The following is a 24,800-nucleotide window of genomic DNA, read 5'->3' on the forward strand; positions in this document are numbered from 1 at the left end:
TACAAACAAATCCCCGCCCATCACTGAGCGGGGATTATTGTTTTAACCAATAATAAATGCAACCTTACGTCGATTATCTTTCGGCCTCACTGCAAAGTGCAACCACACGGCACCATAGCGATTCTTTTCTATTAGCAGCTCATCATAGTCCTGTGCTGATTCATTGGCGTAGGCTATGAGGATGGCTGCATAACAGATGGCCTGCTCCATACCATTGGTGCGGATATCCGCCGCACAGCCCGTTAAGTGATTGCTAGTGGGTGCTCCACCAACCTTACGATTTAACTGCGGTGATCGATAACCCGAGTTGATGATAATAGGTTGTGAGGCTTTCTCCCTTAATACTTCCAGCCACTCACACAATCGCTTAAGATTTGCAATCGCCTCATGACTAGGAATGTTATACACTTCAGGAGATTTGCTCCTGGTAAACTCCCCCAGCGTGAAGTGCTGGGAGAGGTTTGCTTTACTGTTTAACTGTACTATCTTTTCCATTTTCGTAATGTTAGTTTGTTAGGATGTTAGGACGTTAGATCATGAGCAGACCGGTTTTACGATAGCGCACCTTGGCGCAACCATCTTCAACATAGTCTTCGGCCTTTTCTATCAGTCGGTCCTTGGTTAGTCGGCTGATACGCATATAGGCTGTAGCAGCACTCTTTAGCTGGAAGCAACGCACCACATCATCGGTTGTAAACACATCGGGCAAGCGTTCGAAACCTTCGTAGGTTTTCTGACGACGCTGAACGTTTACGCTGGCATCCTTCAGTTTGTTGTCGAAGTAGGCTTCGGCCATCGCACCAAAGTAGTAACGCTGGCAGGCGTACTGTATGTTTACTATCAGTTCAGCCAGTCGCCAATCTATTTCGTCCGTTTCGAATGTACCACACCAGTAGTTGCCTTCCTGATGCAGATCGCCCCAGTGGCGCATCACGATAAACGGAGCCGAGAAGTTCAATCCATGGTAGGCACAACGCTTTAGCAGCATCTCGTCGGCTTTGCTGTCGTTCTCTTCAGCATCGGCCATTCGACGGGCAGTCCAGTCGTAGAGTTCATCCACCAACTTTTGTACTGAGAGTTCGCCCTTGGTACGATCCAGCTTCTTAGCCCATTCCTTTAAGCGGTTGTCGCTGTCGTAATCCACATTGCTTTCGCGCGTCATCATCTTAAAGTTGGTGGCTGGCAGGGGCACGCAGGTTAAGCGGGTGGCCAGTCCTGAGCCAAAGTTCTGCGCGTTCACCTTCTTTTTCAGCGCGATGGGCGTACCTGTGTAGATGTAGTTCCAGGTCACGAAGAAATCCTGCAGGATAGAGTCGTTGTTCGAGTAAGCCTGTCCGTCCTCCTCGTTGTGAAAAGCCTTCAGCTCCATGCTCATCTTGTCGATCCACGAGCCGCCCTTCTGTACACAGATGGTGTTATCCAACTCGGTATCAAACGTCAGCATGTGCAGCTGCATGGGCTCGCCATCCACCTCCTCCACACTGTTCACCATGTCCTGAATAAACTGGGCATTCGAGGTTCGTGCTGGGTGCACACGCACAATCACCTTGGGTTTCTTTGGTTTCTCCTTGTTGGCGCCCTTGGTGCGCATCTGTTCACGATAGGCATTAATAGCCTCCTTACCTACTTTATCAGCCTCGATGATAGGTGCTGCCAACAGCTTAAACAAGCGGGTGGCAAAGCTCTTACCGCTGGCAGGATCGCCAATAATCAGCGTTGAGTTGTTCAATCGTCGCAACTCCTCAGGACGATGGTAAAAGCGGTACGTGCATCGTGTCATCAGCGTCATCAACAGGCCGCCTGCTACAAACAGGGCCGCTGGGTACTGGTTGTGCTTCAAGCCCTTGCACACATCCTTCAGGGCTGGATAGTACTCACTCAGGGCCTCAATCTCTTCACCCCATTCCCACAGCATCTGTGCCATGGTATCATCCTTCAGCACCGCCGCCGTTGACGCTTTCGTGCCCTTCGCAATCTCCTGGTACGTCTTACCCGTAACCTCCTGGATAGCCTCAAGCATGGGCTTACTGGGTAGCTGATTAAGGAATTTCTTCTCCTTATCGCGTTTGTGCTCAACGGCACTCGATATGGTATTCTCCACCCTTTCGCCCTCGCTGATGAGTTCCTGTACCCACGTCTGCTTTTCGAGCACTCGCTGCACATCAACCCTATCGCCGTCGAGTAGTGTGAGCAGATCAGAGGCCAACTTGAGGCTTTCGTTATGTCGGTTTCTATCCTCTCGGCATGGCAGCTTATCGCCATAGCGCTTATCAATAATACACTGTACATCATATCCACGCCACATTACAGGTTCGTTACTATGCTCGATGGGAGTTGATGTTTCTGAAAGATTCGCACTCTCGCTCTGTGAGCGACCGTCTCGATATAGAGCAGTATATCGCTCAGCATACTCTTGGTTCTCATAACTAAACAGTTCTTTATCAATAAATAAAATATCGGTATATTTGCAAATGTAACTCATTCTCGACGAGTCCTTGCAGGCCTCATCCACTACCACCTCGTCGCCCAGCAGTTTGGCCATAGCGTGCTGATTATCAATCAGGTTGCCCCAATCCAGTCGGGCCTTGAACACAATCTTCAATCCCTTTCCACTGGGTGTGATATACACGAGCACAATGCCCAATGCCTTCAGGTCGAGGCCCTTATCTATCCAGCCCTGATACAGGGTTAACGGGTTCTCGATATGGTCGAGATCCATCACCACCAGGCCCGTTAAGCGGGTGGCTGCCTGTTTGCGCCAGGCACCTAATCTACCTTTGGCCGATGTAGTTTCGTCGAAAGTAGCCTGGAAGATGAATGCAGGCAGTTTGCGTTTCAACGCCGCATCGCCCGTTTCACGATACTTATCGATATTCTCGTTCCACTTGGTGGCCTTAACAAGAGCCCAGAACTGAGTCTCATCTACCGGCAAGGTGGGGTTACTAAAGTTTTTCTGATAGCAAAACATAATCTTAAATTTTCAATTATCAATTTTGAATTAAGCCTTAGCAGAATTCAATCAGTTCACGTTCTATCATCGCATTCTTGGCGTCGCGATGGTGATCGTCCATCAGCCCCATCACTGCTGCAGCACCCAATTCTTTGGGGAAACTGCCATACACCTTGATACGCTGTATACTCTCCTTAACCCACCCCCATGGCAACTTTTTTACCAGGCGGTCGTTCGCGCAATTACGCGACTTACGCTTATAGGCATTAAATGTTATCACACCCGTAAACTTGTCACGATGTAGTGAACCCTCTACACGCTTTCCTTCAACGAGGCGCACAAGAACCTCTTCGTCAATAGCAATATATTTTTTCATAACTTGTCGAATTGATGAGTGAAGGTTGTGTTAGAATTTGGCCATTTTCACTACGTAGACTTCCTCCACCACACTTCGACTCGGTTATTTACTTACCTTTTTTAGATGTTGCCTTTCGCTATTTCCCTTGCAGCCTGTTTCTTGTATTCCTTCAAGGCATCATAATAGTTATCACGTATAGCCTTCTCCAAGTTCACGCCATCAAACTTGGCGTTAACCGTTACACATGCCAGCATGTTGGTCAGAATAGCTACCAGCACAGCCTGATCCCAAGGGTTACGGATGTCGAGCTTATCGGCTACAGCAGTAAACTCATCACCCCAAGCATGCACATCGTTGGCAAACTGCTCTTCAATCTCCTTAGTGCCGCTAAACATGCGCACCATCTTTTCATTTTTTGTCATTTTCTTCATAACTCTTTAATGTTTAATCTTTAATGTTTAATGTTTAACGTATTACTATTTCTGTAGTTCCTTTCAGGCGAACCACGGCTCCCTTGTGCAAGCCTGCATTGCGCAGACCGTCGTTCATTTCCCACTCAGGGCATACCGATTTCGCCTCTACTATCTGCCCCGTCTTAGTGCACTGCCTTGTACCATCATTCTGGCTTTCCTTATGCTTGCACGATGCGCAGCATTTGTTTACCTTAATGTGATAGGCATTAACTATCTGTTCCATCACGCTACACCTCCCTCTCTTCCTCTATCCATGCGTAACACGTTTCCAATACGTAATCAGCCGATGGGCATCCCGTCATTCGTATCACGTCGTCGCACACATAGTCAACCATATCCATTGCCAGTTCTTGCTGCATCTGACTGCTGAACCCTAACAGCTGTTGGTTAAGCATAAACAGCAACGGTTGACTTAATTTGTTCTCCAGTTGGCACATCACGCTCTCAGCATCATGTTCCAAACACTGTACTCTCATCAGGTCTTCATCTTCGAAGATGAACTGACCGCCTTTTCTCTTTTCAAAAATACTTTGTCTTACCATAACTTTTAATTTTAAATTTGCGTCGTTATTTCCTTTCGACAGTGCAAGGACAGTGCAAACCGAATGCAATCGAGCTCGCTCGAATTGCTGAGGTGCAGCCTGTTCTCGCTGATTTCATCGGCAAAGTTCGCAATAAAAATTCACCCCACGATGGCTTTATTTTCTATTGTCCGACGTATCGTCCGACACCTTTAAGCTTCGTCCGACCAACCGTCCAACTTATTGCTTTGAGCCCTCATAAAGGCACTCAAAAATCGCTTCACCAAGTTCTTTCTGCGCAGTGCCTCGCTGGCTTTGGGGCTATCGGTAAACGTCCAGTCGGGGTACTTGCCTTTTACCTTAGCTATGGTATCGTAGATGGTGGTGCGACCAGGCAGATTATCAAAATCCGATTGGTGCATATAGTCGATAAAATCTTTTGGGGTATAGAAAAAGGGTAATCCTTTTACCACGCTCTCGTTCATGGCCACCATCAGGTAAGCATAGTCGCAGGGATTTTTAAAGGCCAGGGCCTGGCGCATTTCGCGAATGGCCGATGCCACATAGGTATCAATGGTAAGTTTCTTGTCGCCAGTGCCACAAACATTCAGCACCTCTACCATCGGACATAGATCTACCATACCCATAAACTTCTCAAAAGCTGCGTCGTCGATACGCAATACTACTTGTTTCATCTTTTTCCAAGTGTTTTGTGAGAAGAGCATGATTGCTGCAGCTTTTCACCTCAGAGGACTCCCACCCCACTCGGATTAAACATTAATTACTACCATACAAGGCAAAACGCCTCTCAGGTTTACTCGGCGAAATTACAAACAAAAAATGGGCTACGGAAAATATCCGCAGCCCAATGGGAGTATGTGGGAACTTTAATGTGAACTTGAGTTGATGTGGGAACTTTGTGGGAGTTTTTGCGAGCATTTAGTGAGTTTTTCGAGTATCGCCTCGCCAGCCCGATGATAGTTCTTGTAGTATTCGCCATGAACAGGAGCTTTCGCATCAGTCCACGTATCAAACGGTTTGGCAAAACAGTCAACCGCCATTCGTCCCACTTCATTTTTATTTGGCAGATGCTGATGGTGGGGCAACACATAGGCCACCAAATTACAGAACGTTTGGTAGTCGCCCTCCTTAATAAAGCCACAATCCATCAGCACACGGCAGGCCCCTAACCAATATCGCCTGCCAGTAACCTTTTCGTCAGCATAAACAAGTGCAGCCTCTACCTCCTCCTGTGTTGGTACTCGCGGAGTTTCAGGGTTGGGAGCCGACTCCTTTTGCAGGTACTGCTGGATGCGGTTCATAATATTTTCGCGATTCTCGAGGTGCAAAGTAAGGTTATATTTCACCTTGCCACCTATCCGTATATCCATATCCTCGGTAAGCAACATGGGATTATATTTAGGATTCGAAGGCACCAGCCAGTGGCGGCCATAATCGTCCATATAGTAGGTTTTGATTAACCACTCGCCATCTACCGATACATATATAATATCCTTATTGTGTACCTGACAAATCTTCTCAATCAGCAGCACATCGCCACTGAATATACCCACGCCCTCCATCGAGTCGCCTTTAACAGAAATGGTGTATGTGTTCAGTCCGTCGAAGTCGCCACCAGGCACTTTGATCATTTCGGGAGGTATGTCGCCTTGTTCTGTAGGTAGGCCGCAACTGGCATATACGTCGTAGAAGGGCACCAGCATTTCGCATGCCGAGCCATATAAATAGTCGATTTTATGATGGTTGATAAACATCTTTTTACCTGTATTCAAGTTTTGTTAGCGTAATCGAGCACAAAAATAATAAATATCCAGCACCTAACAAAAAATGCTGGATAGATATTAAGACTATTTAGCAGAAGGCTTGCCAATCAAGAAAATTCATTTCTATAGTGTTTTTCCGCAAAAAATCGTTAAATTGCACTACTTTAGTGCGTTTTTCTTTCATTTTATGCACTGTTATAGTGCATTTTTATTATATTTGCAGCAAAATATATAAGGATTATGGATATTTCGCTTATTGAATTTATGGAGAGTCAGTTGAAGTTAACCACTTCAACATTCCATCGGTATATGTACGATCAGGTGAGTTGGGAGTCGAGAATGTTCGGACTTGTTGGCCCACGTGGTGTGGGAAAGTCAACAATGATCCTGCAATACATCAAGGAGAACAGAGACAAGCGACACATGCTGTATGTAGCCGCCGACCATCTGTATTTCTCAACCCACACACTTATCGCCACTGTAGATGAGTTTGTAAAAGACGGTGGTGAGCAGATATTCATCGACGAGATTCATAAATACGAGAACTGGTCGCGAGAATTAAAACTCATCTACGACTCTCATCCAGACTTGAAGGTTGGATTCACAGGCTCATCCATACTTGATATCACAAAAGGGGCATCCGACCTTAGCCGACGTACGCTGATATATACCATGCAGGGACTTTCTTTCCGAGAATATCTGGCATTGTTTCATAACATAACCGCCCCGGTATATACCATCAACGATATTCTGGAGCATAAAGCGAAACTTGATGCCGTTAACCACCCACTGCCCCTATTCAGGGATTATCTAAAAAACGGCTACTATCCATTTGCAAACGAGGGTGGCTACGAGATGCGTATGCGCCAGGTTATCAACCAAACAATGGAGGTAGACATCCCCCAATATGCGAATATGAACGCATCAACAGGCCGAAAACTAAAGAAGCTACTGGCCGTTATAGCACAGAGTGTACCCTTTAAACCTGTCATGGAGTCGTTGGCCACAGTTATAGGTGTAAGTCGCAACGTGCTACCCGACTACTTCCTCTACATGGAACAGGCTGGTATGATAGGACAACTACGCGACGACACTGGCGGCATACGTGGTTTAGGAAAGGTAGAGAAAGTATATCTTGACAACACGAACCTGGCCTATGTACTTGGACATGAGAGTACTGACATTGGCAACATCCGCGAGACTTTCTTCTACAATCAGATGCGTGTAACTACTGATGTCATCAGTTCACGAATAAGCGATTTCGAAATAGACGGCAAGACCTTTGAGGTGGGCGGAAAGAGCAAGAAGCAGAAGCAGATACAAAATGTAGCCCAAGGCTACGTAGTGAAAGACGACATCGAAACAGGCCATGCCAACATCATCCCCCTCTGGCAATTTGGACTAACGTATTAGCAATCCACCTAACCATCTAACCACCTAACAAACTAACATTTGGTATTTTGTTAGGTAGTAACTAACGTGCTTATTAGAATATATATTATTATATTATATATTATAATATATAATATAATAATATATATTTATAGTTAGTATTGGCGGATGATTGGATAATAGAGAAATCGTAATGATAGAACGTTAGGACGTTAGGTGCTCGGTAGTGGTAAATCTATGTAGAAATAAATTAAAAATAAAACGAATAAACGCTTGTATATGTGCTGAATTTTTCGTACCTTTGCATTGTCAAATTGAGAGAGTAAGAGCAGCGGCATTAAGGCTAAAAATTGCGAGAATTAAATCTAGAAATTGCGCGCATTAATAGTAACAATTGAAAGTACTAATAGCGGCTAAAACCTGCACTCCAAGGCGGCAAAACGAGATTATTGAAAATATTAAACATTAAACATTAACCATTAAAAATTTTAGAAGTATGGCGATTAAAGTAATTGCTCAGCGCCGAGAGCTTAAAATCGGCAACAAACCTGGTAAGCGATTCATTATGCGTCCTGAGCTGTATAGCCCTATCCAGGAGAAGAAAGTGTTCGCAGAGGCAGCCACCCACTCGGGTATCTCTGCAGGTGTAATTAAGGCAGCTTGGGATGCTGCAGGTGAAGTAATCCGTACGTGGGCCACCGAGGGTCACTCAGTACCACTGCCAGGCCTGGGTACCATGCGATTCGGAGTGCGCAGTAAGGCCGTTGAGAACCTGGAGGATGTAAAGACTGGATTGATCAGTGTTCGTCGCATTATCTTTACCCCTAACGTGGACGTTAAGGACGAGCTGAAGAATACCAGCATCCAGATTACCTGCCTGGACGAGGATGGCAAAGTGCTGAAGCGTGTGACCAGCGGTGATAGCGGCGATATCGAGGATCCCGACCAGCCATCGAACGGTGGTAATACCGGCGGAAACACTGGTGGCAATACCGGAGGCGGAAATAGCGGTGGTGGAAGCCACGAGCCTATCGGAGACTAAGGGTTGGGGGCGCAAGCCCCACCCTATCCATTGACCATTGACCATTGACCATTAAACATTGACCATTAAACATTAAACATTAAAAGCTATGACAAAGAAAGAGACATTAAAGTTCATCGTACAGATGATTGCCAGTATCGCAACTGCGATTGTAACTGCCCTTGGCGCCACGAGCTGCATGGGCCTATAATAGAATCAGGGAGTGTTTATGTACTCCCTGATTTGTTTTCATAAGCTCTATACGCTTTTTTAAATCATCCACCTCACATTCCGTTTCTGAAATTAGTGATAACAATTTGCTAGCGTCAGCAAAATGGTCCTCAGAATACCATGAGCTATCCCATAGCATCTAGGCATTGGTATCGTTTTCCTGACGTCAGGAAAATGGTCTAAAACACTATAGACGATTTTTCCATCTCATATTTCGGGACTGTGAAGCCCTGCGAACAGCCAAGGACCTGCACTTGCGCGGCCCGCCACGCATACTGCAGCAGGCTCTATCCTATCACCCTCAGGTTTCAACACGAAGCCTGAGGGTATTTTTATACGTTCTGCTGGTTAATCAGGTTCACTACAACCTTTACCATCACATCCTTCTCCTCAGTCTTACTCTCTGCAATCATCAGAGTAAGGGCTACAAGGGTGTTATCTGCCAATCGCTTCGAGCCATCCTCACGATACAGAATCCCATTGTTATTCAGGAACCACAGAAACAGTGTGGCTGCAATACGCTTGTTACCATCGCTAAACGAGTGGTTCTTCGTAACCAGATACAGCAACATGGCTGCTTTCTCCTCTACACTAGGATAGAGTTCATCGCCACCGAACGTCTGATAAATCTGACCGATACTACTTTTAAACGATTCGTCCTTCTCGTTACCAAATAAGGTAGATCCGCCGAACTTATCACGCAATCTGTTTATCTCCTCCATTGCATTATCGTATGTAGCGTGGAATCTCTCCTCCTTGGTTGTCTTGTCTATTGTGAGTCGCTCATAATCATAATTATCAAGCGTATCGAGAGCATAAGTGTAATCCACCACAACATTCAACAGATCCTGACTCTCAACAGTCTCTGGTACTTCCTGATTACTGATAGCACGACCAGCCACCTGCACCAACTGACGCAGTTCTGCAATCTGATCTTTACGGATTCTATCGTTGATGGCATAGCCTTTTACCAAATAGTCTTTTATAATCTTGCGAGCCCAGATACGGAAAGCAGTACCACGTTTGCTATGAACGCGATAACCAACGGAGATAATGACATCGAGACTATAAAACGGTACAGGCTTCTTCACGCCATTAACGTGTAAAAAATGCACGTTATTATTGTCTCGCTCCAATTCGCCCTCCTTGAAGGCATTCAGAACGTGACGTCTCACGTTTGACTCCTCTTTCATAAAGAGTGAGGCCATCTGCGCTACATTTAGCCACACTGTCTCATTCTCCAAACGAACATCTATCTGTGTTTGTCCGTCTTCGGTCTGGTAGATAACAATCTTCTGATCTTCTTTCATAATTGATTAATTCTATAACATTATGCAAAGATACAATTTTATTTTTATTCCTACTATCTTTAGTATAAAAAAAACAGAATTGTTACATCTTAGAGAAAAGTTTATTTGAATGTTATAGCTATTTTTTTATCTCTACATTTATTTCTGTTCTGAACTTTCTAACATAAATGAAATCAGTAATGGCAAACAGCATGTGCAGAAAAAGATTATGGAATTGACTAATGAGGTGTAAATCCTTAGTCAATTCAGGATCAAGTCCTTCATTCCAATTAGGTGGTGGACAGTCCATACCGACGAATGAATCAAATGTGCGACCTTCATCTCTTGGAAATGTTAGAGTCAGCACAGAGATGCCATCTGCATACAATGGATTTAAGTCTTCATCACAAAGTGCATACCACAAGTCCTGCCTATCTTCACCCTGTGTAGGATGCAAATTTGGATAATCAACATCAAGGAAGCACTTAGCAGTTAGTTCCATCTCTTCGCCATCACCCTCCTCTATTGTCTCTATCATTTTATTCCATATACGATGAGCTCGATTGTACATTTCTTGAAGAGCCTCACGCAATGCATCATTAAAGGCAACGATATCTGGCATTATTTCTTTCTGATTTGCCAAAACCCGTTTGTTAATGATGTCTTTCCTTAATGATAATAGTACATCATCATTTGAGCGATAGCAGCGATAATCGTTATATCTGCAAATAATCTCCCTCTCTATAACCTTAACACTATAGTCCATCATAGCATAATTTATTAATCCCATAAATTAAGAAAATACTTACGAAACAAATCCAAGCCCTCATAGATAGCTGGATAGTCATCACAATATACAACCTTATTAGGCTGTACCAATTCAAATGCATCTATCATCTTCTGAATAGCATTATTCCAAGCCGTTATATCCTTAAAGCCTGGTGCATGCCCATGCTTATCGAGAGCCTTAAACGCTTTCAATCGAGGCACAATATCCCTTGCAATATAGTGGTACGTCCCCCAAACTTCCTCTATTGGAAAGTCATTCTTGTAACTCCATTTTTCAGCGGAGTCATCTTTCTTCTTCCTTTTCATAAAGCATCAATATTTTTAATCCGATAAATCACGATAGTACTTGCAGAACAATTCCACTCCTTGTTCAACAGTCAGTATATCTTCTTCATAAGAAGGTGAATAATCCTTCACCAATTCAAAAGCATCGATCATCTTCTGAATAACCTTATTCCAATCCTCCTGGCTCTCGAAATCTTCTGGCCATCCATGTTTATCGAGTGCCTTGAATGCTTTCAATCGAGGAGAAATCTCTCGTGCCAAATAGTGATAAGTGCCCCAGACCTCACTTATTGGATAACTATTAATATAGTCATTATCTCTCTTTTTCCTTTTTCCCATATTACTTGTTTTAATGTTCACAATGCAAAGATACAAGAAACCTCTGCCGTTTTGGGGCAGAGGCCTTGATATTTAGTAAGTTAATCCTTTATTTCATTAAACTCTTCAGGAAACTGATGCTTTAGACCTGCAAGATAGACAGACAGGTATATTTGACCCGCATAATACGCCCTACTCCTAACAATTGGATTTTTAAACAGGGACTTCCAGATTCGATTTAACTCTGCTTTTTTGAACCCTCTATCCATCCCTTGTTGGAGGTAGAACTGTTTTAGGTCCTTTGCTTCCGGTTCATTATGTGAAAAAACAAGCTGCATTACCTTGGCTGATTGCCTCCATGAGAATCCGATCCAACCATTAAGAAACCATACAATATCATCGTCATACAAAAATCCATAAGGAAATAACCCTAAGAAAGAGAGTTGTTCATGCTTCTTCTTATATTCAGCTAACTTTTCTTTATCTTGTAGGTAATTCCCAACTCTAATAATGAAAAGTGCCTGAATATTGAGAAGTTCATCGAAGGCAGTAAATTTTCTTTTTGGCATAAGCATTCTAATGGCTTCCTGAATGGAATTACTTTCAAAATATGGAATCCCATCCAGATTCCCATTAATAAAAAGTTCATAATCTTCTTCCCAAAGGCGCTTTTCGTAAATTTTCGAATACTGTTTGCCGTTCTTCTCTATCAGTTTTAGAATTTTCTTAATCCTAATTAGCAAATCCGATTTAAGCACATTATATCTTAGGATGGATTGATTATCACACTCTTCAATAAATTCTTTTGCACATAAAATACGATTCCCAACCTCGTCAAGCACTTCATCAACAGCAAAATGATTTGATACTCCGTCCAAGCATATAAGCAAAGCACATGCATGTAAGTATACCTTCTCGCCATTGGACTTTACGCCTATCCACTCATGGTTATTTGGAATAAACGATGGGGATATCTTTATTGGCATTCTAGCCACATTCTCAAATCCAAACATTTCTATAGCCTGTTTATAGACAAAATTGTAAGAATCGTTATCTACTTCAATGTCTATTATTGGATTCTTGGTTGCGTCACCCCATAGCAAGACATGTTCTGCAAACACACATAGAGGGCTAATATTTGTTATACCTAATGCATAACAGACATGTGAGCTAATCATTCTGCCTCTTCCTGGACCAACCAGAATGTCCTCAGTTGTTTTTAATTGCGTCATCAACTTATGAGCAACAATGAAGTAATCCTCCAAACGACGATTCTCAATGTAAGTGAGCTCATTATGAACGGTCATCTTTTTTATACAATGACCAGTTTTATTGGAAATACCTTTTTCGACAAGTTTCCTAAGTTGTTGTATTTTTGAAGCCATAATCTTTATTTACTAATGGTTCTTTTGAATTAAATGTAGCATAGTCGATGCGGACTTGTCTGCCTAATGAGGGATCTGTGGCCACGAGGATGTCGCTGGATTTGCAATTGCCAATAAGGAGTTTGCACAGGTTTTGTTCATCCTCAGTCAGTTCTTTGTGATATTCGCCAGTGGTTAGAACCACTACCATTCTGTCTAAGCTGGTATTGATATCTTCCATCTCCAGCAACTCGCATAGGTACTTGACCCCATTGGTATTCTCATCCGCATACGATGTGATTGTTTCTGGATTGAACAAGTCAGACTGAAACAGGCCGCACAATTGATCCAAACTCATATTGTTTCTTTCGTCGCTCAAAGCCGGAATGGCCTGAACGATGAACCTGCTGATGGCTGCCATACGCTCATAGTAGTGTGCCATAAACTCTCTACGAAACATCTTCTTCCTTTTAATCCTGTTCATCGATGCGCTTATACACCAGAAATAATCTTTGGCCTTGTTGAACAATTCTTGTTTCTTTGATGGAGCCAACTCTTTGACGGATGGGATATAACCACCATTTCTGCGGATGACGGAGAAATACCTCTCTGCACGCACCTTATTATATACAAAGTCATCCCATCTATCTTTGTGGTATTTGTCGAGTTTGAAAAATCTGAATTCTTCCTCCTGATGTTCTCTCACAAAACCATAGAATGAGGTATGCCAAATACAACAAGCCGCAATCTCTGCATTGGTAGCCTTGACCTCAGGGTCAATGACGATTTCTTTTGTCAGTGAATGCTCCCAATAATCTCCTTCCATAGGGTGAGCATCGAGGTGTGGTTCACTGTCTTCGTCCCATTTATTCATTGAGATATGGCACACATCACTATTCGCATCGTCATGATGCTTGGGTGTCATCTGACGCAACATATCGAAATGAATCTTATACCATTTCAAATTACCCTCTGCATCTGGATGCATATGCAAAAGACAGGGAGCCACCTCCTCAAAAGTAACACTGTTCAATAATTCTTTGAAAGTCATAATCGTTCTTTTATTTTTATTCATTATATAATTCCTTGTAGATGTATTCAGGTAAGATCTTCTGGTCTTTAACCATATCACATAGTTTTCTTAAAAATTCCCAAAGCTTTTCTTTTTCTTTCTGCTTTTGCTTTGACTCAAAAAGCCGTTGGTCTCTGATTTGTTCCTCTAAAAACACCATTTGTGCTCTTACCCATTTCTCATGTTGTATACGCTGTGAGTATAATAACAGAGTCGTTATTATACCGGTAGCGGAAACACTTAACAATACTGCAACAAATAGTTGAAATAGCAAGCGTCCTTCAAGTACCCTCATTAATGAACCACATAAAACAATAGCGACGAGGGTAATATTAACGATTGTCAACACCATTATAAGACAATCTTTTCTTCTGGAATTTCTGTTCGAGTTCATACTATTTTTCATTTATGGTGCAAAGATAAAAGAAACCCCTGCCGTTTTGGGGCAGAGGTTGAGCTTTTCTGTATCGCGCTTTATATTGTATTGTAACTAAAACCTGTAAGCCTGTAAGTATTACTTTTTTTCTTATTTTATATTTTCTAATATGTTTTCTTTTTTTATTCCATTCTTAAACGTTATTAATTGTACTTGCTCAGTATTATTATCTTGTGGCTCATAATAACTAGGGCGATGTAAAACGACAAGTCTTTCCCTAACAAAATCCCTGTTTAAGTATTTCAGCACTTTATCGAAACAAGACTCTTCTGTTCCATCTATACGGCCTCGTTCCAACTGGGACAATCCTATTACACGAATGTTCTTTTCTTTTGCAATATGGTCAAGAAAATGCCAAATAGCATTTAGTTCTTCTTTCCTTTCCAAGCATTCTATACCTTTGACAAAATCCATCAATTCTATGTAGTCGAGAATAATGGTATCAAAAGTATATCTTCTCGACAACACAAACGATATATCCTCTATTGAAAGAAGAGGCATATCAAATATGCTACATTTCCATGCAAGAGTATCGTCATCCGAAGTGTCTACATTTATATGGTCAGACGCCATGTTGACATAAAGAACGCGTTCTCTGTGATAAGTTAACCACCTGGCAATTTTGCATGCAAATATTGTTTTGCCAACACCTGGACCAGATGCTAGGATTGAGACTTTTCCTTTTGGAAATAATTCATCTATCACTTTTATCTCACTTGAAAAACTTTTATTATCATTCTGCATAACTTTATTCTTTATATATTAATCACTGTGCAAAGATAACAGCACCCTACCGTTTTGGGGCAGAGGTTGGAAGAATTATTTGATTTTTATTTCGGGCAATCCGTTTCTCGATACTTTTTTATTTTGGCCAATAGCACATTAAAGAATTCGACTATTTTTACATCATCAGTTTCAATATCTGAGACGAAGCAATCCTTACTATCATTTTTAAACACCTTCAGCTCATCGCAGGTCTCTTGTACTTTCTTCAGTAAATCCTCTGGATGATTACCTTTGGTCATAACAGAGAAGCAACATTGCTTGTTTTGATAGAAAATACCTATAGAAACGGTACCATTTTCCTTAATAAATTCCTTAAAAGCATTGTTACAATAATATTCATATATGAGGTATCCGTTATTATCTATCCCTTTGTTACAACCTTTAGCTCTTATTTTCTTTTTTAGATAGTATAGGCTATTATCACTTGGAATCTGTATGGTCCTTTGTGCTTGTTCAAAACGTATTATGTCGTCTTTTAAACTTGATTCTACAATTGATTCACTATTAATAGTTTTATCCTGATGATCTAAAATGAATCCAATTGTTTTCCCGATAAGCTCCATCTCAATTGAAGAGTAATAATATGCAGTATGTTTAATTGCAAGTACGTGGCTTTTTCCAGACATGCAATGATACATAGAATTTGGCACCAACACTTCTAATTTGTTTTCAGAAACTCGATCAAACAATTTCCGACTTTGACTTCCTAACAATAATACAACTTTAGGTTGAAGTATAGATATAAGTTCTATTGTTTGTTTAGCACATTCTTCTCTTTTAATATTTGGTATTTGGTTTTCCTTTTCTGTTCCAAAGAAAATCATATTTGATAAGACAAATCTGTCGAGATTTCTTAATATTTTTTTATGATCTTCATTATTTGAAAATTTAAGCATGTTGTTCACCCTATGCCACAAAGCCCACCCTTTTCTATTCTTATTGTTATCTTTTTCTTCAGACATGTTTTTTATGATACGCTCACTATCCATGCCTTCAAAACAGGGATTACCTTTAAGCAATTCTGTTCCTGTATTCCTTCTTATACCACCTCCAGAGCCAGGGTTTATTCCCAAAATGAGTAAATCGGGTTTTTGTATATTATCCTTTAAAAAAATGGACAATGGAGTTTGTGTATAAAAACCGATCTCTGTAGACTGCTTCTTATATACTTCTACAGTCTCTTTTGCCCAATCGTTAAGTTTTTCTTTTATATTCATAATCGTGTACGTTTTAGTATTTATAATACATATACTATTGACAAAACTATTTCCGGAGCTTCCGTTGGGAGTTTTCTTGTTTGCCAAACTGCATTCAAACCATCCATGCAATCAGCTAGTTTTTCAAGTAAGTCTGAAGGATCTGACGAACCACATAACGTTACAACGACTTTCTTTGAGGAATGTAGTTGGGCCTGGTATTCACTTCTGATAGTATCAATAATGCTTTGAATTTGCTCTTCATCATTGGCGCCTTTTCCTTTGATGCGGGCTTCATATACACAATCTGCATCGTAGAGGTCTTTGATGTCGTGGTAATCTATAGAAACAATGCCATGTTGCTGCAATACCCCACAAACAACAGCATCGATGTTTTTCCACTGATATGGCCAAGGACCTTGGCAAGCATTATATTCTGCAATAGCCGCTTTACGCTTTTCGTCAAAGTCGCGTCCTGCCTTTTCAAAATCCTCATCAGAGATTCTTCCTACATCGTGAAGTTCGCTAAGTGCAGCATAGTTGTCATAAAGACTGGGCTTTCTGCAACTTTCAAGGTATGTTATCGACTTGCCTTTGTATTCTGCATAGGCGATTTCGCGTCTGGTGCTATCACCAATATAGCCACCTACATTGATAACAAAGATCTCGTCTGCCAAATCTATCTTTGCCAGATGCTGGCGATCCAGCATATCTTTTACACCCTCTGTCCATACCACATCATCACCTGAGTGGCCAAATAGGCCAACAGTAATAACAACGTTTCCTTCAAGAGTTAAACGCTTTTGCGCTTCCAAAAATTCATTCTTGAAGCGAGTGCTGCCACATAGGGTTATAACCTTAAATCCGTTTATCATTGGTAGTGTAATATTTTATTGTTTCAAGTTATCAAAGGCAAATATACAACTTTATTTTGAAACCTGCGGCAAATTAACAATCTTTTTTAGGTTTCAAGTAAGTCATTTCCCAGAAAAGACCAGCTGCCAGTTCTACTTCGCTAATTTCAACATAAACTCTAACTTTCACTTCCATACTCAAAACCTCAATCTTATCTTTGTGTTCTGCTGCAGAATACATAAGTCCTTTCTCGTCGTTGACAGAACAATTCCAGTCAATTAAAGAATTCGTCATTTCCCATCTGGAAGCCAACTCGATGTAAAGACAAGTGGGCTTTGGCTCACACTCGTTAGCCCAATGGTGATAAATACCACGGAATACCTCAATACTTGCATCAGAAAGATGATGCTTGCTGTTAACTACAAATAGATGATCAAGATGCGGAAGCACACTCTCGAAATCATACTTTTTATATAATTCTAATACTGTCATAACTTTACTATTTAAATTAATCCCACCAATTTCTCATACGATGTTCCAGATAGAGGAAGAAGACGTGCCAGGCTTTTTCTTGACGGAGAGAATATGGGTCATAATAATGACTAAAACGTTTCCTATTCCGTTCGTTAACAATCTTCTCCAAATTCTCATAATCATCAGTGTACGATCTTCCTTGGATAATGTTTATCAATCGCATTGCCACTTCAATCTGCTTGGCAACTTTTTTTGCACCAGCTATATGAGTATGCCTGCTCTTAAAGAAAGCCACCATGCGTTCGAACTTGTAGTACATCATGTCGAGCAAATAGCCATAATCATAATCAGTCATCTGAGCAATCTCTTCATCAGTGTAATCCTTTGGATGCTCCGATTGCTCAACCACACGCCGTTTCTGGCCTTTCACCTTAACAGCTTTCTGCTTAGCTTTTTCCTTGTACTTCATAATCAATCTGTTTGTTGATGCAAAGATACAAGAAAGGTGTGCCGCATTGGGGCACACCTTATGAGAATCTAAATATTATCTTTTTTTCTTTTCTTTCTTTATGAGGATGATAATGTAACGTGGATAAGTTGAAAACTATAGTATCTCCCTTGCTATCCAGGCACATGCTTCGGCATCAGCGAGAGCATGATGGTGATTTTCGAGAGTATAACCACATAGCTTAGAGATTGTGTGTAGCTGGTGGTTCTCGGCTTGTGGAAAAGCCTTACGAGAGGCCACACATGTACAATAGAACCGATAATCAGGATAGTCCATCTGATAACAACGAAACACTGCCTTTAGGCAACTCTCATCGAAAGCTTTGTTATGAGCTACCAAGGGCAAACCCTCAATCATTGGCTCAATCTGTTTCCAAACTTCCGGGAAAACCGGTGCCTCCTCTGTATCCTGACGTGTTAGTCCATGCACCTGACTACACCAATAATTATAGTAATTGGGCTCAGGCTGAATCAGCGAATAGAAGGTATCCACAATCTTGCCATCTCTCACAATCACAACTCCTACCGAACAAACACTGGTTCGCTCGTTATTAGCAGTCTCAAAATCTATTGCTGCAAAATCTTTCATTTGTCGTTCTTATATTTGTTCCACATTTGTTTAGAAATCTCTGCGACCTCGTCGCGAAACCATTTTGGTGCCAGCACCTCAACGTCGCTTCCTTGTGAGAGTATCTCCTGACGGAAATCGTAAGTAGGACGCAGCCGTACTGTAAAGATACTATACTCATTTGTTCGCTCAATTTCCTTCTGAGTCTGATGCAAGGTCAAACTACGTAAGTAATTTGCTTGTCCTACAGAGACTTTGAGTTTAACAGTCTCAATTTGAACCTTAGGGTCAGCAATGATTCCAAAACTATCTTCGAAGAATTCCTCTGGAATAAAGTCCTTTGGATACTTAAAGTTTTTTTCGGTTAATCCAAGCCATTTTACACGATCCAAAGAGTATATCATAATCTTATTATAATAAGGACTACGGGCTATCAAATACCAACGCTGCTTGAAGGCTTTCAGACAATAAGGTTCAACCTCAAAGGTGTTAGCCTCGTCACGCGAGTAGCTCTGATATGTCATACCAAGCACAAGGTTCTTTTTCAAGGCATCGAGAATAACAGGAAGGTATTGTTCGCCATCAGGTATTTCCTCAAACAGAACCTTATCTTTGATACTGGCACTCTCCATCATCAGATTGCTAACTGTAAGCGTATTAAACAGCCAGCTACGTAAGGAACCACTTTTCAACTCTTCGTCATTTTGGATATAATAGCGGTATTGTCCTCCTTGTTCGTTTTCGATAATGAGACCAAACATTTCTTCGATAGCGATACGCCATTTATGAAAGGTTCTGATAGAAAGAGGCTTACCCCCACTCATATCGTTATCCACCCAACAACGATTAATATCTTCGAACGAGATCTTCTTGGCTTTATGAATGGTCTCAGCCAACCAAACATAACAATTAACTGTATTTTTTGCCATACTTATAAAGATTAGACGCTGCAAATATACAAAAAAGGTGTGAACAATAAAGGCATAGGTTGAGAAAAAAAATAAAAATCCCAAACTCTATCTGCAATGGTACATTGGTACATTAGTACATTTACGAAACAAGAGTTAATGCAAGGTTTAAAAAGTAGTAAAAGCTTTGGTATTACAAAATATTGTTTTATTTTTGTACCGCAAAAAGAAAGAGCAAATTAAAAAACAATGAATCCCAAAAACAAAAAGATTATTGCATGCTGCCTTATTGGAGGCATTATAGCAGTGCTGGTGCTTATATTTGGTAAGCAGCATATGGATATAGGCAAGGAATATCTGGTGGAAGAAACGGGATATATACACTCGACGGACAACAAGGAAAAATGCCACTACATCCGGGATGCCAAAAATAAAGGTTATACAATAAGCAGGATTAGTAAGGAGGAAGCCGTAAAAGAAGAAAAACAAATTTGCAGAGAGTGCTACCCTGAAAATGAAATTTGGGATTATATTAAGCAACTGCAAGTAACAGTTACGAAAAACCAGACAATTAAAGATTGGATGGTTTGGGATATGATGGACACATTTAAGAATAACACACACTTTGAGTATTTGTATGTTTACATGGAATCAACAGGCAAACTGCATTTAAGAGGCGACTGTTTTAAAAAGGATATAGATACAGAAAGAACTAAGCTTAGCGATATTAAAAGCGTAGAAAGCATCTGCCCCATTTGCGTAAGCCGCAAATACCGCAATTTTATTGATAATTACATAAAAACAGGCAAATACGACATAACGCTAATAGACAAAGCTGAATAAAGAAATCAGGGAGTGCAGTTATGTACTCCCTTTATTGTATGTAAGCGTCTATTTGTGCGGCAATGTCGCCAGCCAGTACGGCACCGTAGCCCACACGGAGCTCGATAGTGGGACGAAGCGGGTCGTTGGTACCGATGATCACAGCATACTCGTCTATGGTGTAGGGCGTGGCCATGTTCTTTGACATCACGCACTCCAGACTGCTGAGTTTCAGCTCTTCGCCGGCGATAATCGCAATGTCATGGTTGGGATAGAATAGGATAAGGGCAGGGAGCTCGTTGGCTCGCGAGGCATCCAGCACCACCACGCCGTCGGGTTCTCCGTATCTCTGTTTTACCTCTTCCACCGTGGCGTAGGTCACCCTTGGAACAGCCGTCCGCTCCTTGCGCTTGATGATGAAGTAAGCGAAGGGGGCGATAACCAGCAGCAACAGTAAGTACGGTCCAAAGCCAATGGCTAACATAATGCCGGCAACGACGGCAAGAATCGTGTTTCGTTTCATAAATAGTCTGTTATTTGTCTTTACCGAAAAATCGCTGGCAAAGTTACGCATTCTTTCTCCATTCTATCTTAACCATGGAAATTCCTCAAAAAGCTGTCTATCAAACTCCTCGGAAGAAGTCCAATGTACCTGTCCGTTTCTTAAATTCTCTTCAAACTTATCTATACTTTCAATAGCCTCTTTTTCTGATGAAGGGCCAATGATGGGATACTTTCCCCAGTTCAGATCGTCAATCCAGTCGTGGACGGCAGTAATGCCATCTACCGAGTTCGAAGCAACGCTTGCTGCTGCAGCTGTAGGTTCGCATGCCATGTTGGTATTGCTTTCCTCTTCGATTTGTGGATATCTTTTTTCTTTCATTGCGCTTTGTTTTATGGCGCAAAGATAAAAAGATTATTTGAACTTTGCAAGATTTTTTAGAAAAACTTCTTATTAATAAAATCAGGGAGTACATAACTGCACTCCCAGACTTGTAGTTGTATATAGGATTAAACTAATCCTGGAAATAAACGCGCTTGACGCGGTTGCTGATGCCGGTGAGGACCTCGTAGGGGATGGTTTCGAGGACATCGCTGAGCACGGTAACGGGCAGGTGCTCGCCAAAGATCTCTACCTGATCGCCCTCCTGACAGGGGATGTCGGTGACATCAATCAGGGCCACATCCATACAGATATTACCCACATACTCAGCTTTCTGGCCGTTTACCAGACAGTAGCAGTGGCGATTGCCCAAACGACGGTTCAAGCCATCGGCATAGCCAATAGGTATGGCAGCGATGACAGAATCGCGAGTCAGCTTACCCTTGCGACTGTAGCCCACGGTTTCGCTCTTGGGCACCTGGTGCATCTGCAGAATGGTGGTCTTCAGGGTACTGACGGTATGGAGGATGCGGTTGTCGCGCGAATCGATACCATACAGACCGAGACCCAAACGACACATATCCAACTGGCGATCGGGGAAATGCTCGATGCCGGCAGAGTTGTCGATATGGCGCAGAATCTTGTGCGAGAAAGCGGCCTGAAGTTTCTGACTGCCCATCTCGAAACGCTTGAACTGCAAGGTTGAGAAATTATCGAAGTCGTCGCTATCAGAACCAACGAAATGACTGAACACCGAACGGGGGATAACAGCCTGCTGATGGGTGAGGCGATCGATAAGCTCATCCATATCCTGCTCGGGATCGAAGCCTAAGCGGTGCATACCTGTATCGAGCTTGATATGTACAGGCCAGCCGGTGATACCCTCCTTGCGGGCTGCCTTGATGAGGGCATCGAGCAAACGGAAGCTATATACCTCGGGCTCCAGGTCGTAATCGAACATGGTCTTGAAGGCGGTCATCTCGGGGTTCATAATCATGATATTGGCGGTGATGCCAGCCTTACGGAGGGTAACACCCTCGTCGGCCACTGCCACTGCGAGGTAGTCAACACGGTGATCCTGCAGGGTTTTGGCTATCTCGACGGCTCCTGCTCCATAGGCATCGGCCTTGATCATGCACACCATCTTGGTTTCGGGCTTCATGAACGAGCGATAGAAGTTGAGATTCTCGACCACGGCATTGAGGTTGACCTCGAGGATGGTTTCGTGAACCTTCTGCTCGAGCTGCTCGGTAATCTGATCGAAACCGAAAGGACGGGCACCCTTCAAGAGAATCATCTCGTTGCGCAAACCGGTAAAGGCATCGCTACCCAGGAAGTGGTTTACATCGGCAAAGAACTGCTTGTCGGCAATCTGAATTTTATCGGCCTGGGCAGTGAGCTGGGCGCCGATACCAATAAACTTGGTGATGCCACGCTTAACAGCCAAATCGGATACCTGGGCGTAGAGTTTTTCGGGCGAAAGACCCGACTGGAACATATCGCTGAGGATAAGGGTACGCTTCTTCAACTCCTCGCGGCGATTCATGAAATCAAGGGCGATATCGAGTGAATTGATATCGGAGTTGTACGAGTCGTTGATGAGGATGCAACCACGCTGGCCCTCTTTAACCTCGAGGCGCATGGCCACGGGCTCAAGCTTAGGCATGCGGTCGGCCAGATCGCCAGGGGTGAGACCCAAGCGCAGGGCAACGGCTGCACAGGTGATACAATCCTCGATTGAGGCCTCGTCGATAAATGGGATATCGAAGCAGTTCTCTTCTTCCTTCCAAATATAGGTGATGTGCGAGTTCTCGACACTCTTCACATAGAAGGCGGCCTGCTGATCGCAGGTGCTCCACGAGATTTTCTCGCCTTTATAGTTCATGCGACGGATGCAACGGCTCACGATATCGTTATCAGAGCAATACACCATGGCCTCGGTATCGTGCATCAGCTCGAGTTTCTCCATGCACTTCTCTTCCATCGAACGGAAGTTTTCCTGATGGGCGGCACCTAACGAGGTGAGCACGCCGATGGTGGGCTGGATGATATCGCGCAGGGCCATCATCTCGCCAGGCTGCGAGATACCTGCCTCGAAGATACCAACCTCGGTCTGCTCGTTGAGCAACCATACCGAGAGGGGCACACCTATCTGTGAGTTGTAGCTGCGAGGCGAACGTACAATACGCTGCGAGGGCAACAGCAACTGATAAAGCCACTCCTTAACCATGGTTTTACCATTAGAGCCGGTGATACCTACGATGGGCAACGAGAACTCGTCGCGATGGCGCTCGGCCAAACGCTGCAGGGCTGCCAATGTGTGCGGTACGCGCAAAAAGTTGGCCTGCGGATAAAGGGTTTCGTAAGCCTCGGGCACCTGCTCTACTACAAACTGGCGCACACCACGGTTATACAAGTCCTGAATGTAACGATGACCATCGTTACGCTGTGTTTTCAGGGCAAAAAACAATGTTTCTTCGGGGAAACAAAGACTACGGCTATCGGTGAGCAACCAGCTTACCTGAGCCTCAGTGTTTCCATATCGTCGCGCTCCTATGAGCGTGGTAACCTTTTCTATACTGTATTTCATACTGCAAAGTTAGGGTATTTTTTTTGCAACTCGGAAATTTTTAACATAGTTTTATCCATAAATATGCGATATTCATCCGAATCGGGATTGAACGGCTTGTGATTAAGCGCGGCCTTGAGGGGTTGCCACTCCTTGAGGAATGCCTTGGCCTCGGGACTGAGATACACCTCGGAGAATCGCTGCCAGATATACTCTACGGCCTGCGATGAGGGGTGCAGCATATCATCGGCATAAAAGCGGTAATCGCGCAACTCGTCGTTGATGATTTCGTAGGCGGGAAAGTAAGAGACATTAAACATTAAACATGAAACATTAAACATTAAACATGAAACATGAAACATTTTGATGACCTTATCAACGGCTAGGAGAAGCGTAGCTTTAGATAACTTGGAGCCGTGGTAGCCGTATTTGCGATAGCGGATGGGACTGACGGTGAGCACGATGCGCATATCGGGATTGGCGGCATGCAGGATATCAATGGCCTGCTGCAGGTAATCGGCACACTCATCTACCGTGAGTTCCTTCTCGGTAAAGAGCGATTGCGGGCGCTTTTGGCAGTTATCTACTATCTCGCCTGTTTCATTGAGAATATAAACGTGATTGGTGCCGAGGGTCAAGAATGCGGTCTTGACGGATTTCAAATCGGGCTGAGCGGAGAGGCGCTGGATGGTATGGAGGATGGAGGCGGGATTATACATCACGCCAAAGGGATTAACGATGGTGCGGAACTTCTCGTCGGTAAAGCGTGCGCCTATCTTATCGGCAAAGCACGACCCTACGAAGAGCATCTCCTCGCAAGCCCCTATCCTAAACCCAGGGTCCTCAATATCTACAATAGTCCTAAACTCCATATTTTCTTTTTTGCAACGGATAACAGGACTAACAGGATGATTATCGCGGGTAAAAATCCTAAAGTCCTGTAGTCCGT

30 protein-coding genes are annotated in these 24,800 nt (G+C 42.9%); 4 read left to right on the forward strand and 26 right to left on the reverse strand.

From position 1 onward, the window contains the following. Window positions 1-42: 42 nt before the first annotated feature. The 8 genes from BLR73_RS12545 to BLR73_RS12580 all read right to left on the reverse strand — a co-directional run bounded on the left by BLR73_RS12545 (window position 43) and on the right by BLR73_RS12580 (window position 6,077). Entirely contained in the window at window positions 43-495 is a 453-nt protein-coding gene (locus tag BLR73_RS12545; protein WP_091862510.1) for a D-Ala-D-Ala carboxypeptidase family metallohydrolase, read from the reverse strand. Between the two features lie 34 nt (window positions 496-529). Next, window positions 530-2,968, reverse strand: coding sequence for a BT4734/BF3469 family protein (locus tag BLR73_RS12550; RefSeq protein ID WP_091862513.1), 2,439 nt, complete (start codon window positions 2,966-2,968; stop codon window positions 530-532). Window positions 2,969-3,005: 37 nt separating this feature from the next. Beyond that, window positions 3,006-3,326 (reverse strand): hypothetical protein, encoded by a 321-nt coding sequence (locus BLR73_RS12555; protein WP_013063110.1) that lies wholly within the window; start codon window positions 3,324-3,326, stop codon window positions 3,006-3,008. Between the two features lie 101 nt (window positions 3,327-3,427). After that, on the reverse strand, window positions 3,428-3,739 hold the full coding sequence (locus BLR73_RS12560; RefSeq protein ID WP_091862516.1) for a hypothetical protein: 312 nt from the start codon (window positions 3,737-3,739) through the stop codon (window positions 3,428-3,430). Window positions 3,740-3,773: 34 nt separating this feature from the next. Next, window positions 3,774-4,004, reverse strand: a complete 231-nt coding sequence (locus BLR73_RS12565; RefSeq protein WP_091862519.1) for a hypothetical protein — start codon at window positions 4,002-4,004, stop codon at window positions 3,774-3,776. A 4-nt stretch (window positions 4,005-4,008) separates the two neighbouring features. Continuing rightward, window positions 4,009-4,323, reverse strand: a complete 315-nt coding sequence (locus BLR73_RS12570; RefSeq protein WP_091862522.1) for a hypothetical protein — start codon at window positions 4,321-4,323, stop codon at window positions 4,009-4,011. Between the two features lie 191 nt (window positions 4,324-4,514). Then, on the reverse strand, window positions 4,515-4,997 hold the full coding sequence (locus tag BLR73_RS12575; RefSeq protein ID WP_143010953.1) for a hypothetical protein: 483 nt from the start codon (window positions 4,995-4,997) through the stop codon (window positions 4,515-4,517). Window positions 4,998-5,189: 192 nt separating this feature from the next. Further along, entirely contained in the window at window positions 5,190-6,077 is an 888-nt protein-coding gene (locus BLR73_RS12580; RefSeq protein ID WP_143010954.1) for a LexA family protein, read from the reverse strand. A 249-nt stretch (window positions 6,078-6,326) separates the two neighbouring features. On the opposite strand from BLR73_RS12580, the gene BLR73_RS12585 reads away from it, so the two are divergent. The 3 genes from BLR73_RS12585 (at window position 6,327) to BLR73_RS14410 (ending at window position 8,710) form a co-directional block, all read left to right on the forward strand. Then, window positions 6,327-7,499 (forward strand): ATP-binding protein, encoded by a 1,173-nt coding sequence (locus BLR73_RS12585; protein WP_091862530.1) that lies wholly within the window; start codon window positions 6,327-6,329, stop codon window positions 7,497-7,499. 475 nt (window positions 7,500-7,974) lie between these two features. Next, a complete protein-coding gene (locus BLR73_RS12590; RefSeq protein ID WP_091862533.1) occupies window positions 7,975-8,520 on the forward strand; it encodes an HU family DNA-binding protein in 546 nt (181 codons plus the stop codon). Between the two features lie 88 nt (window positions 8,521-8,608). After that, window positions 8,609-8,710: a smalltalk protein gene (locus tag BLR73_RS14410; RefSeq protein ID WP_013063239.1), complete on the forward strand. Its 102-nt coding sequence runs from the start codon at window positions 8,609-8,611 to the stop codon at window positions 8,708-8,710. 352 nt (window positions 8,711-9,062) lie between these two features. Here the strand turns inward: BLR73_RS14410 and rhuM are convergent, their stop codons facing one another. The 14 genes from rhuM to BLR73_RS12660 all read right to left on the reverse strand — a co-directional run bounded on the left by rhuM (window position 9,063) and on the right by BLR73_RS12660 (window position 19,565). Then, window positions 9,063-10,040 carry a RhuM family protein gene (gene rhuM, locus BLR73_RS12595; RefSeq protein WP_091862536.1) on the reverse strand — a complete coding sequence of 326 codons (978 nt, stop codon included), beginning with the start codon at window positions 10,038-10,040 and terminating at the stop codon, window positions 9,063-9,065. Between the two features lie 118 nt (window positions 10,041-10,158). Beyond that, a complete protein-coding gene (locus BLR73_RS12600) occupies window positions 10,159-10,788 on the reverse strand; it encodes a hypothetical protein (RefSeq protein WP_091862855.1) in 630 nt (209 codons plus the stop codon). Window positions 10,789-10,799: 11 nt separating this feature from the next. After that, window positions 10,800-11,114 (reverse strand): hypothetical protein, encoded by a 315-nt coding sequence (locus BLR73_RS12605; RefSeq protein WP_091862540.1) that lies wholly within the window; start codon window positions 11,112-11,114, stop codon window positions 10,800-10,802. A gap of 15 nt (window positions 11,115-11,129) precedes the next feature. Then, window positions 11,130-11,453, reverse strand: coding sequence for a hypothetical protein (locus BLR73_RS12610; protein WP_143010955.1), 324 nt, complete (start codon window positions 11,451-11,453; stop codon window positions 11,130-11,132). Between the two features lie 59 nt (window positions 11,454-11,512). Beyond that, window positions 11,513-12,796 carry a hypothetical protein gene (locus tag BLR73_RS12615; RefSeq protein ID WP_091862546.1) on the reverse strand — a complete coding sequence of 428 codons (1,284 nt, stop codon included), beginning with the start codon at window positions 12,794-12,796 and terminating at the stop codon, window positions 11,513-11,515. Then, entirely contained in the window at window positions 12,771-13,826 is a 1,056-nt protein-coding gene (locus BLR73_RS12620) for a DUF6557 family protein (RefSeq protein ID WP_143010956.1), read from the reverse strand. Before BLR73_RS12620 ends, BLR73_RS12615 begins: the two co-directional genes overlap by 26 nt. 16 nt (window positions 13,827-13,842) lie before the next feature. Continuing rightward, on the reverse strand, window positions 13,843-14,253 hold the full coding sequence (locus tag BLR73_RS12625; RefSeq protein WP_091862553.1) for a hypothetical protein: 411 nt from the start codon (window positions 14,251-14,253) through the stop codon (window positions 13,843-13,845). Window positions 14,254-14,373: 120 nt separating this feature from the next. Beyond that, window positions 14,374-15,027 (reverse strand): ATP-binding protein, encoded by a 654-nt coding sequence (locus BLR73_RS12630; RefSeq protein WP_091862556.1) that lies wholly within the window; start codon window positions 15,025-15,027, stop codon window positions 14,374-14,376. A gap of 86 nt (window positions 15,028-15,113) precedes the next feature. Continuing rightward, window positions 15,114-16,286: a hypothetical protein gene (locus tag BLR73_RS12635; protein ID WP_091862559.1), complete on the reverse strand. Its 1,173-nt coding sequence runs from the start codon at window positions 16,284-16,286 to the stop codon at window positions 15,114-15,116. 20 nt (window positions 16,287-16,306) lie between these two features. Further along, window positions 16,307-17,140, reverse strand: coding sequence for a hypothetical protein (locus BLR73_RS14470; protein WP_213605555.1), 834 nt, complete (start codon window positions 17,138-17,140; stop codon window positions 16,307-16,309). Window positions 17,141-17,213: 73 nt separating this feature from the next. Continuing rightward, entirely contained in the window at window positions 17,214-17,612 is a 399-nt protein-coding gene (locus BLR73_RS12645) for a hypothetical protein (protein ID WP_091862562.1), read from the reverse strand. 16 nt (window positions 17,613-17,628) lie between these two features. Next, window positions 17,629-18,063 (reverse strand): hypothetical protein, encoded by a 435-nt coding sequence (locus tag BLR73_RS12650; RefSeq protein WP_091862565.1) that lies wholly within the window; start codon window positions 18,061-18,063, stop codon window positions 17,629-17,631. Between the two features lie 135 nt (window positions 18,064-18,198). Next, entirely contained in the window at window positions 18,199-18,690 is a 492-nt protein-coding gene (locus tag BLR73_RS12655; protein WP_091862568.1) for a 3'-5' exonuclease, read from the reverse strand. Further along, window positions 18,687-19,565: a helix-turn-helix transcriptional regulator gene (locus BLR73_RS12660; protein ID WP_233456466.1), complete on the reverse strand. Its 879-nt coding sequence runs from the start codon at window positions 19,563-19,565 to the stop codon at window positions 18,687-18,689. Before BLR73_RS12660 ends, BLR73_RS12655 begins: the two co-directional genes overlap by 4 nt. A 261-nt stretch (window positions 19,566-19,826) precedes the next feature. Here BLR73_RS12660 and BLR73_RS12665 point away from each other — a divergent pair, with 261 nt between their 5' ends. After that, window positions 19,827-20,420, forward strand: coding sequence for a hypothetical protein (locus BLR73_RS12665; protein WP_091862574.1), 594 nt, complete (start codon window positions 19,827-19,829; stop codon window positions 20,418-20,420). A 31-nt stretch (window positions 20,421-20,451) separates the two neighbouring features. Here BLR73_RS12665 and BLR73_RS12670 read toward each other — a convergent pair whose 3' ends face one another. The 4 genes from BLR73_RS12670 to BLR73_RS12685 all read right to left on the reverse strand — a co-directional run bounded on the left by BLR73_RS12670 (window position 20,452) and on the right by BLR73_RS12685 (window position 24,723). Then, window positions 20,452-20,922, reverse strand: a complete 471-nt coding sequence (locus BLR73_RS12670; RefSeq protein ID WP_143010958.1) for a hypothetical protein — start codon at window positions 20,920-20,922, stop codon at window positions 20,452-20,454. Window positions 20,923-20,985: 63 nt separating this feature from the next. Beyond that, the gene (locus BLR73_RS12675) at window positions 20,986-21,234 is read right to left on the reverse strand and encodes a hypothetical protein (RefSeq protein WP_143010959.1); all 249 of its coding nucleotides are present in this window, start codon (window positions 21,232-21,234) and stop codon (window positions 20,986-20,988) included. Window positions 21,235-21,415: 181 nt separating this feature from the next. Next, the gene (locus BLR73_RS12680) at window positions 21,416-23,872 is read right to left on the reverse strand and encodes a bifunctional UDP-N-acetylmuramoyl-tripeptide:D-alanyl-D-alanine ligase/alanine racemase (RefSeq protein WP_091862584.1); all 2,457 of its coding nucleotides are present in this window, start codon (window positions 23,870-23,872) and stop codon (window positions 21,416-21,418) included. Then, the gene (locus BLR73_RS12685; RefSeq protein WP_091862858.1) at window positions 23,869-24,723 is read right to left on the reverse strand and encodes a GSCFA domain-containing protein; all 855 of its coding nucleotides are present in this window, start codon (window positions 24,721-24,723) and stop codon (window positions 23,869-23,871) included. The genes BLR73_RS12680 and BLR73_RS12685 overlap by 4 nt, the downstream gene beginning before the upstream one ends. Window positions 24,724-24,800 lie beyond the last annotated feature (77 nt).

Source organism: Prevotella sp. khp1 (genome assembly GCF_900102205.1).
GTDB classification, from domain to species: Bacteria; Bacteroidota; Bacteroidia; order Bacteroidales; family Bacteroidaceae; genus Prevotella; species Prevotella ruminicola.

Excerpts from the sequence above, each read along its gene's own strand:
- BLR73_RS12545 (WP_091862510.1), bottom strand. The coding sequence starts at position 495 with ATGGAAAAGATAGTACAGTTAAACAGTAAAGCAAACCTCTCCCAGCAC.
- BLR73_RS12550 (WP_091862513.1), bottom strand. The coding sequence starts at position 2,968 with ATGTTTTGCTATCAGAAAAACTTTAGTAACCCCACCTTGCCGGTAGAT.
- BLR73_RS12555 (WP_013063110.1), bottom strand. The coding sequence starts at position 3,326 with ATGAAAAAATATATTGCTATTGACGAAGAGGTTCTTGTGCGCCTCGTT.
- BLR73_RS12560 (WP_091862516.1), bottom strand. The coding sequence starts at position 3,739 with ATGAAGAAAATGACAAAAAATGAAAAGATGGTGCGCATGTTTAGCGGC.
- BLR73_RS12565 (WP_091862519.1), bottom strand. The coding sequence starts at position 4,004 with ATGGAACAGATAGTTAATGCCTATCACATTAAGGTAAACAAATGCTGC.
- BLR73_RS12570 (WP_091862522.1), bottom strand. The coding sequence starts at position 4,323 with ATGGTAAGACAAAGTATTTTTGAAAAGAGAAAAGGCGGTCAGTTCATC.
- BLR73_RS12575 (WP_143010953.1), bottom strand. The coding sequence starts at position 4,997 with ATGAAACAAGTAGTATTGCGTATCGACGACGCAGCTTTTGAGAAGTTT.
- BLR73_RS12580 (WP_143010954.1), bottom strand. The coding sequence starts at position 6,077 with ATGTTTATCAACCATCATAAAATCGACTATTTATATGGCTCGGCATGC.
- BLR73_RS12585 (WP_091862530.1), top strand. The coding sequence starts at position 6,327 with ATGGATATTTCGCTTATTGAATTTATGGAGAGTCAGTTGAAGTTAACC.
- BLR73_RS12590 (WP_091862533.1), top strand. The coding sequence starts at position 7,975 with ATGGCGATTAAAGTAATTGCTCAGCGCCGAGAGCTTAAAATCGGCAAC.
- BLR73_RS14410 (WP_013063239.1), top strand. The coding sequence starts at position 8,609 with ATGACAAAGAAAGAGACATTAAAGTTCATCGTACAGATGATTGCCAGT.
- rhuM (WP_091862536.1), bottom strand. The coding sequence starts at position 10,040 with ATGAAAGAAGATCAGAAGATTGTTATCTACCAGACCGAAGACGGACAA.
- BLR73_RS12600 (WP_091862855.1), bottom strand. The coding sequence starts at position 10,788 with ATGATGGACTATAGTGTTAAGGTTATAGAGAGGGAGATTATTTGCAGA.
- BLR73_RS12605 (WP_091862540.1), bottom strand. The coding sequence starts at position 11,114 with ATGAAAAGGAAGAAGAAAGATGACTCCGCTGAAAAATGGAGTTACAAG.
- BLR73_RS12615 (WP_091862546.1), bottom strand. The coding sequence starts at position 12,796 with ATGGCTTCAAAAATACAACAACTTAGGAAACTTGTCGAAAAAGGTATT.
- BLR73_RS12620 (WP_143010956.1), bottom strand. The coding sequence starts at position 13,826 with ATGACTTTCAAAGAATTATTGAACAGTGTTACTTTTGAGGAGGTGGCT.
- BLR73_RS12625 (WP_091862553.1), bottom strand. The coding sequence starts at position 14,253 with ATGAAAAATAGTATGAACTCGAACAGAAATTCCAGAAGAAAAGATTGT.
- BLR73_RS12630 (WP_091862556.1), bottom strand. The coding sequence starts at position 15,027 with ATGCAGAATGATAATAAAAGTTTTTCAAGTGAGATAAAAGTGATAGAT.
- BLR73_RS12635 (WP_091862559.1), bottom strand. The coding sequence starts at position 16,286 with ATGAATATAAAAGAAAAACTTAACGATTGGGCAAAAGAGACTGTAGAA.
- BLR73_RS14470 (WP_213605555.1), bottom strand. The coding sequence starts at position 17,140 with ATGATAAACGGATTTAAGGTTATAACCCTATGTGGCAGCACTCGCTTC.
- BLR73_RS12645 (WP_091862562.1), bottom strand. The coding sequence starts at position 17,612 with ATGACAGTATTAGAATTATATAAAAAGTATGATTTCGAGAGTGTGCTT.
- BLR73_RS12650 (WP_091862565.1), bottom strand. The coding sequence starts at position 18,063 with ATGAAGTACAAGGAAAAAGCTAAGCAGAAAGCTGTTAAGGTGAAAGGC.
- BLR73_RS12655 (WP_091862568.1), bottom strand. The coding sequence starts at position 18,690 with ATGAAAGATTTTGCAGCAATAGATTTTGAGACTGCTAATAACGAGCGA.
- BLR73_RS12665 (WP_091862574.1), top strand. The coding sequence starts at position 19,827 with ATGAATCCCAAAAACAAAAAGATTATTGCATGCTGCCTTATTGGAGGC.
- BLR73_RS12670 (WP_143010958.1), bottom strand. The coding sequence starts at position 20,922 with ATGAAACGAAACACGATTCTTGCCGTCGTTGCCGGCATTATGTTAGCC.
- BLR73_RS12675 (WP_143010959.1), bottom strand. The coding sequence starts at position 21,234 with ATGGCATGCGAACCTACAGCTGCAGCAGCAAGCGTTGCTTCGAACTCG.
- BLR73_RS12680 (WP_091862584.1), bottom strand. The coding sequence starts at position 23,872 with ATGAAATACAGTATAGAAAAGGTTACCACGCTCATAGGAGCGCGACGA.
- BLR73_RS12685 (WP_091862858.1), bottom strand. The coding sequence starts at position 24,723 with ATGGAGTTTAGGACTATTGTAGATATTGAGGACCCTGGGTTTAGGATA.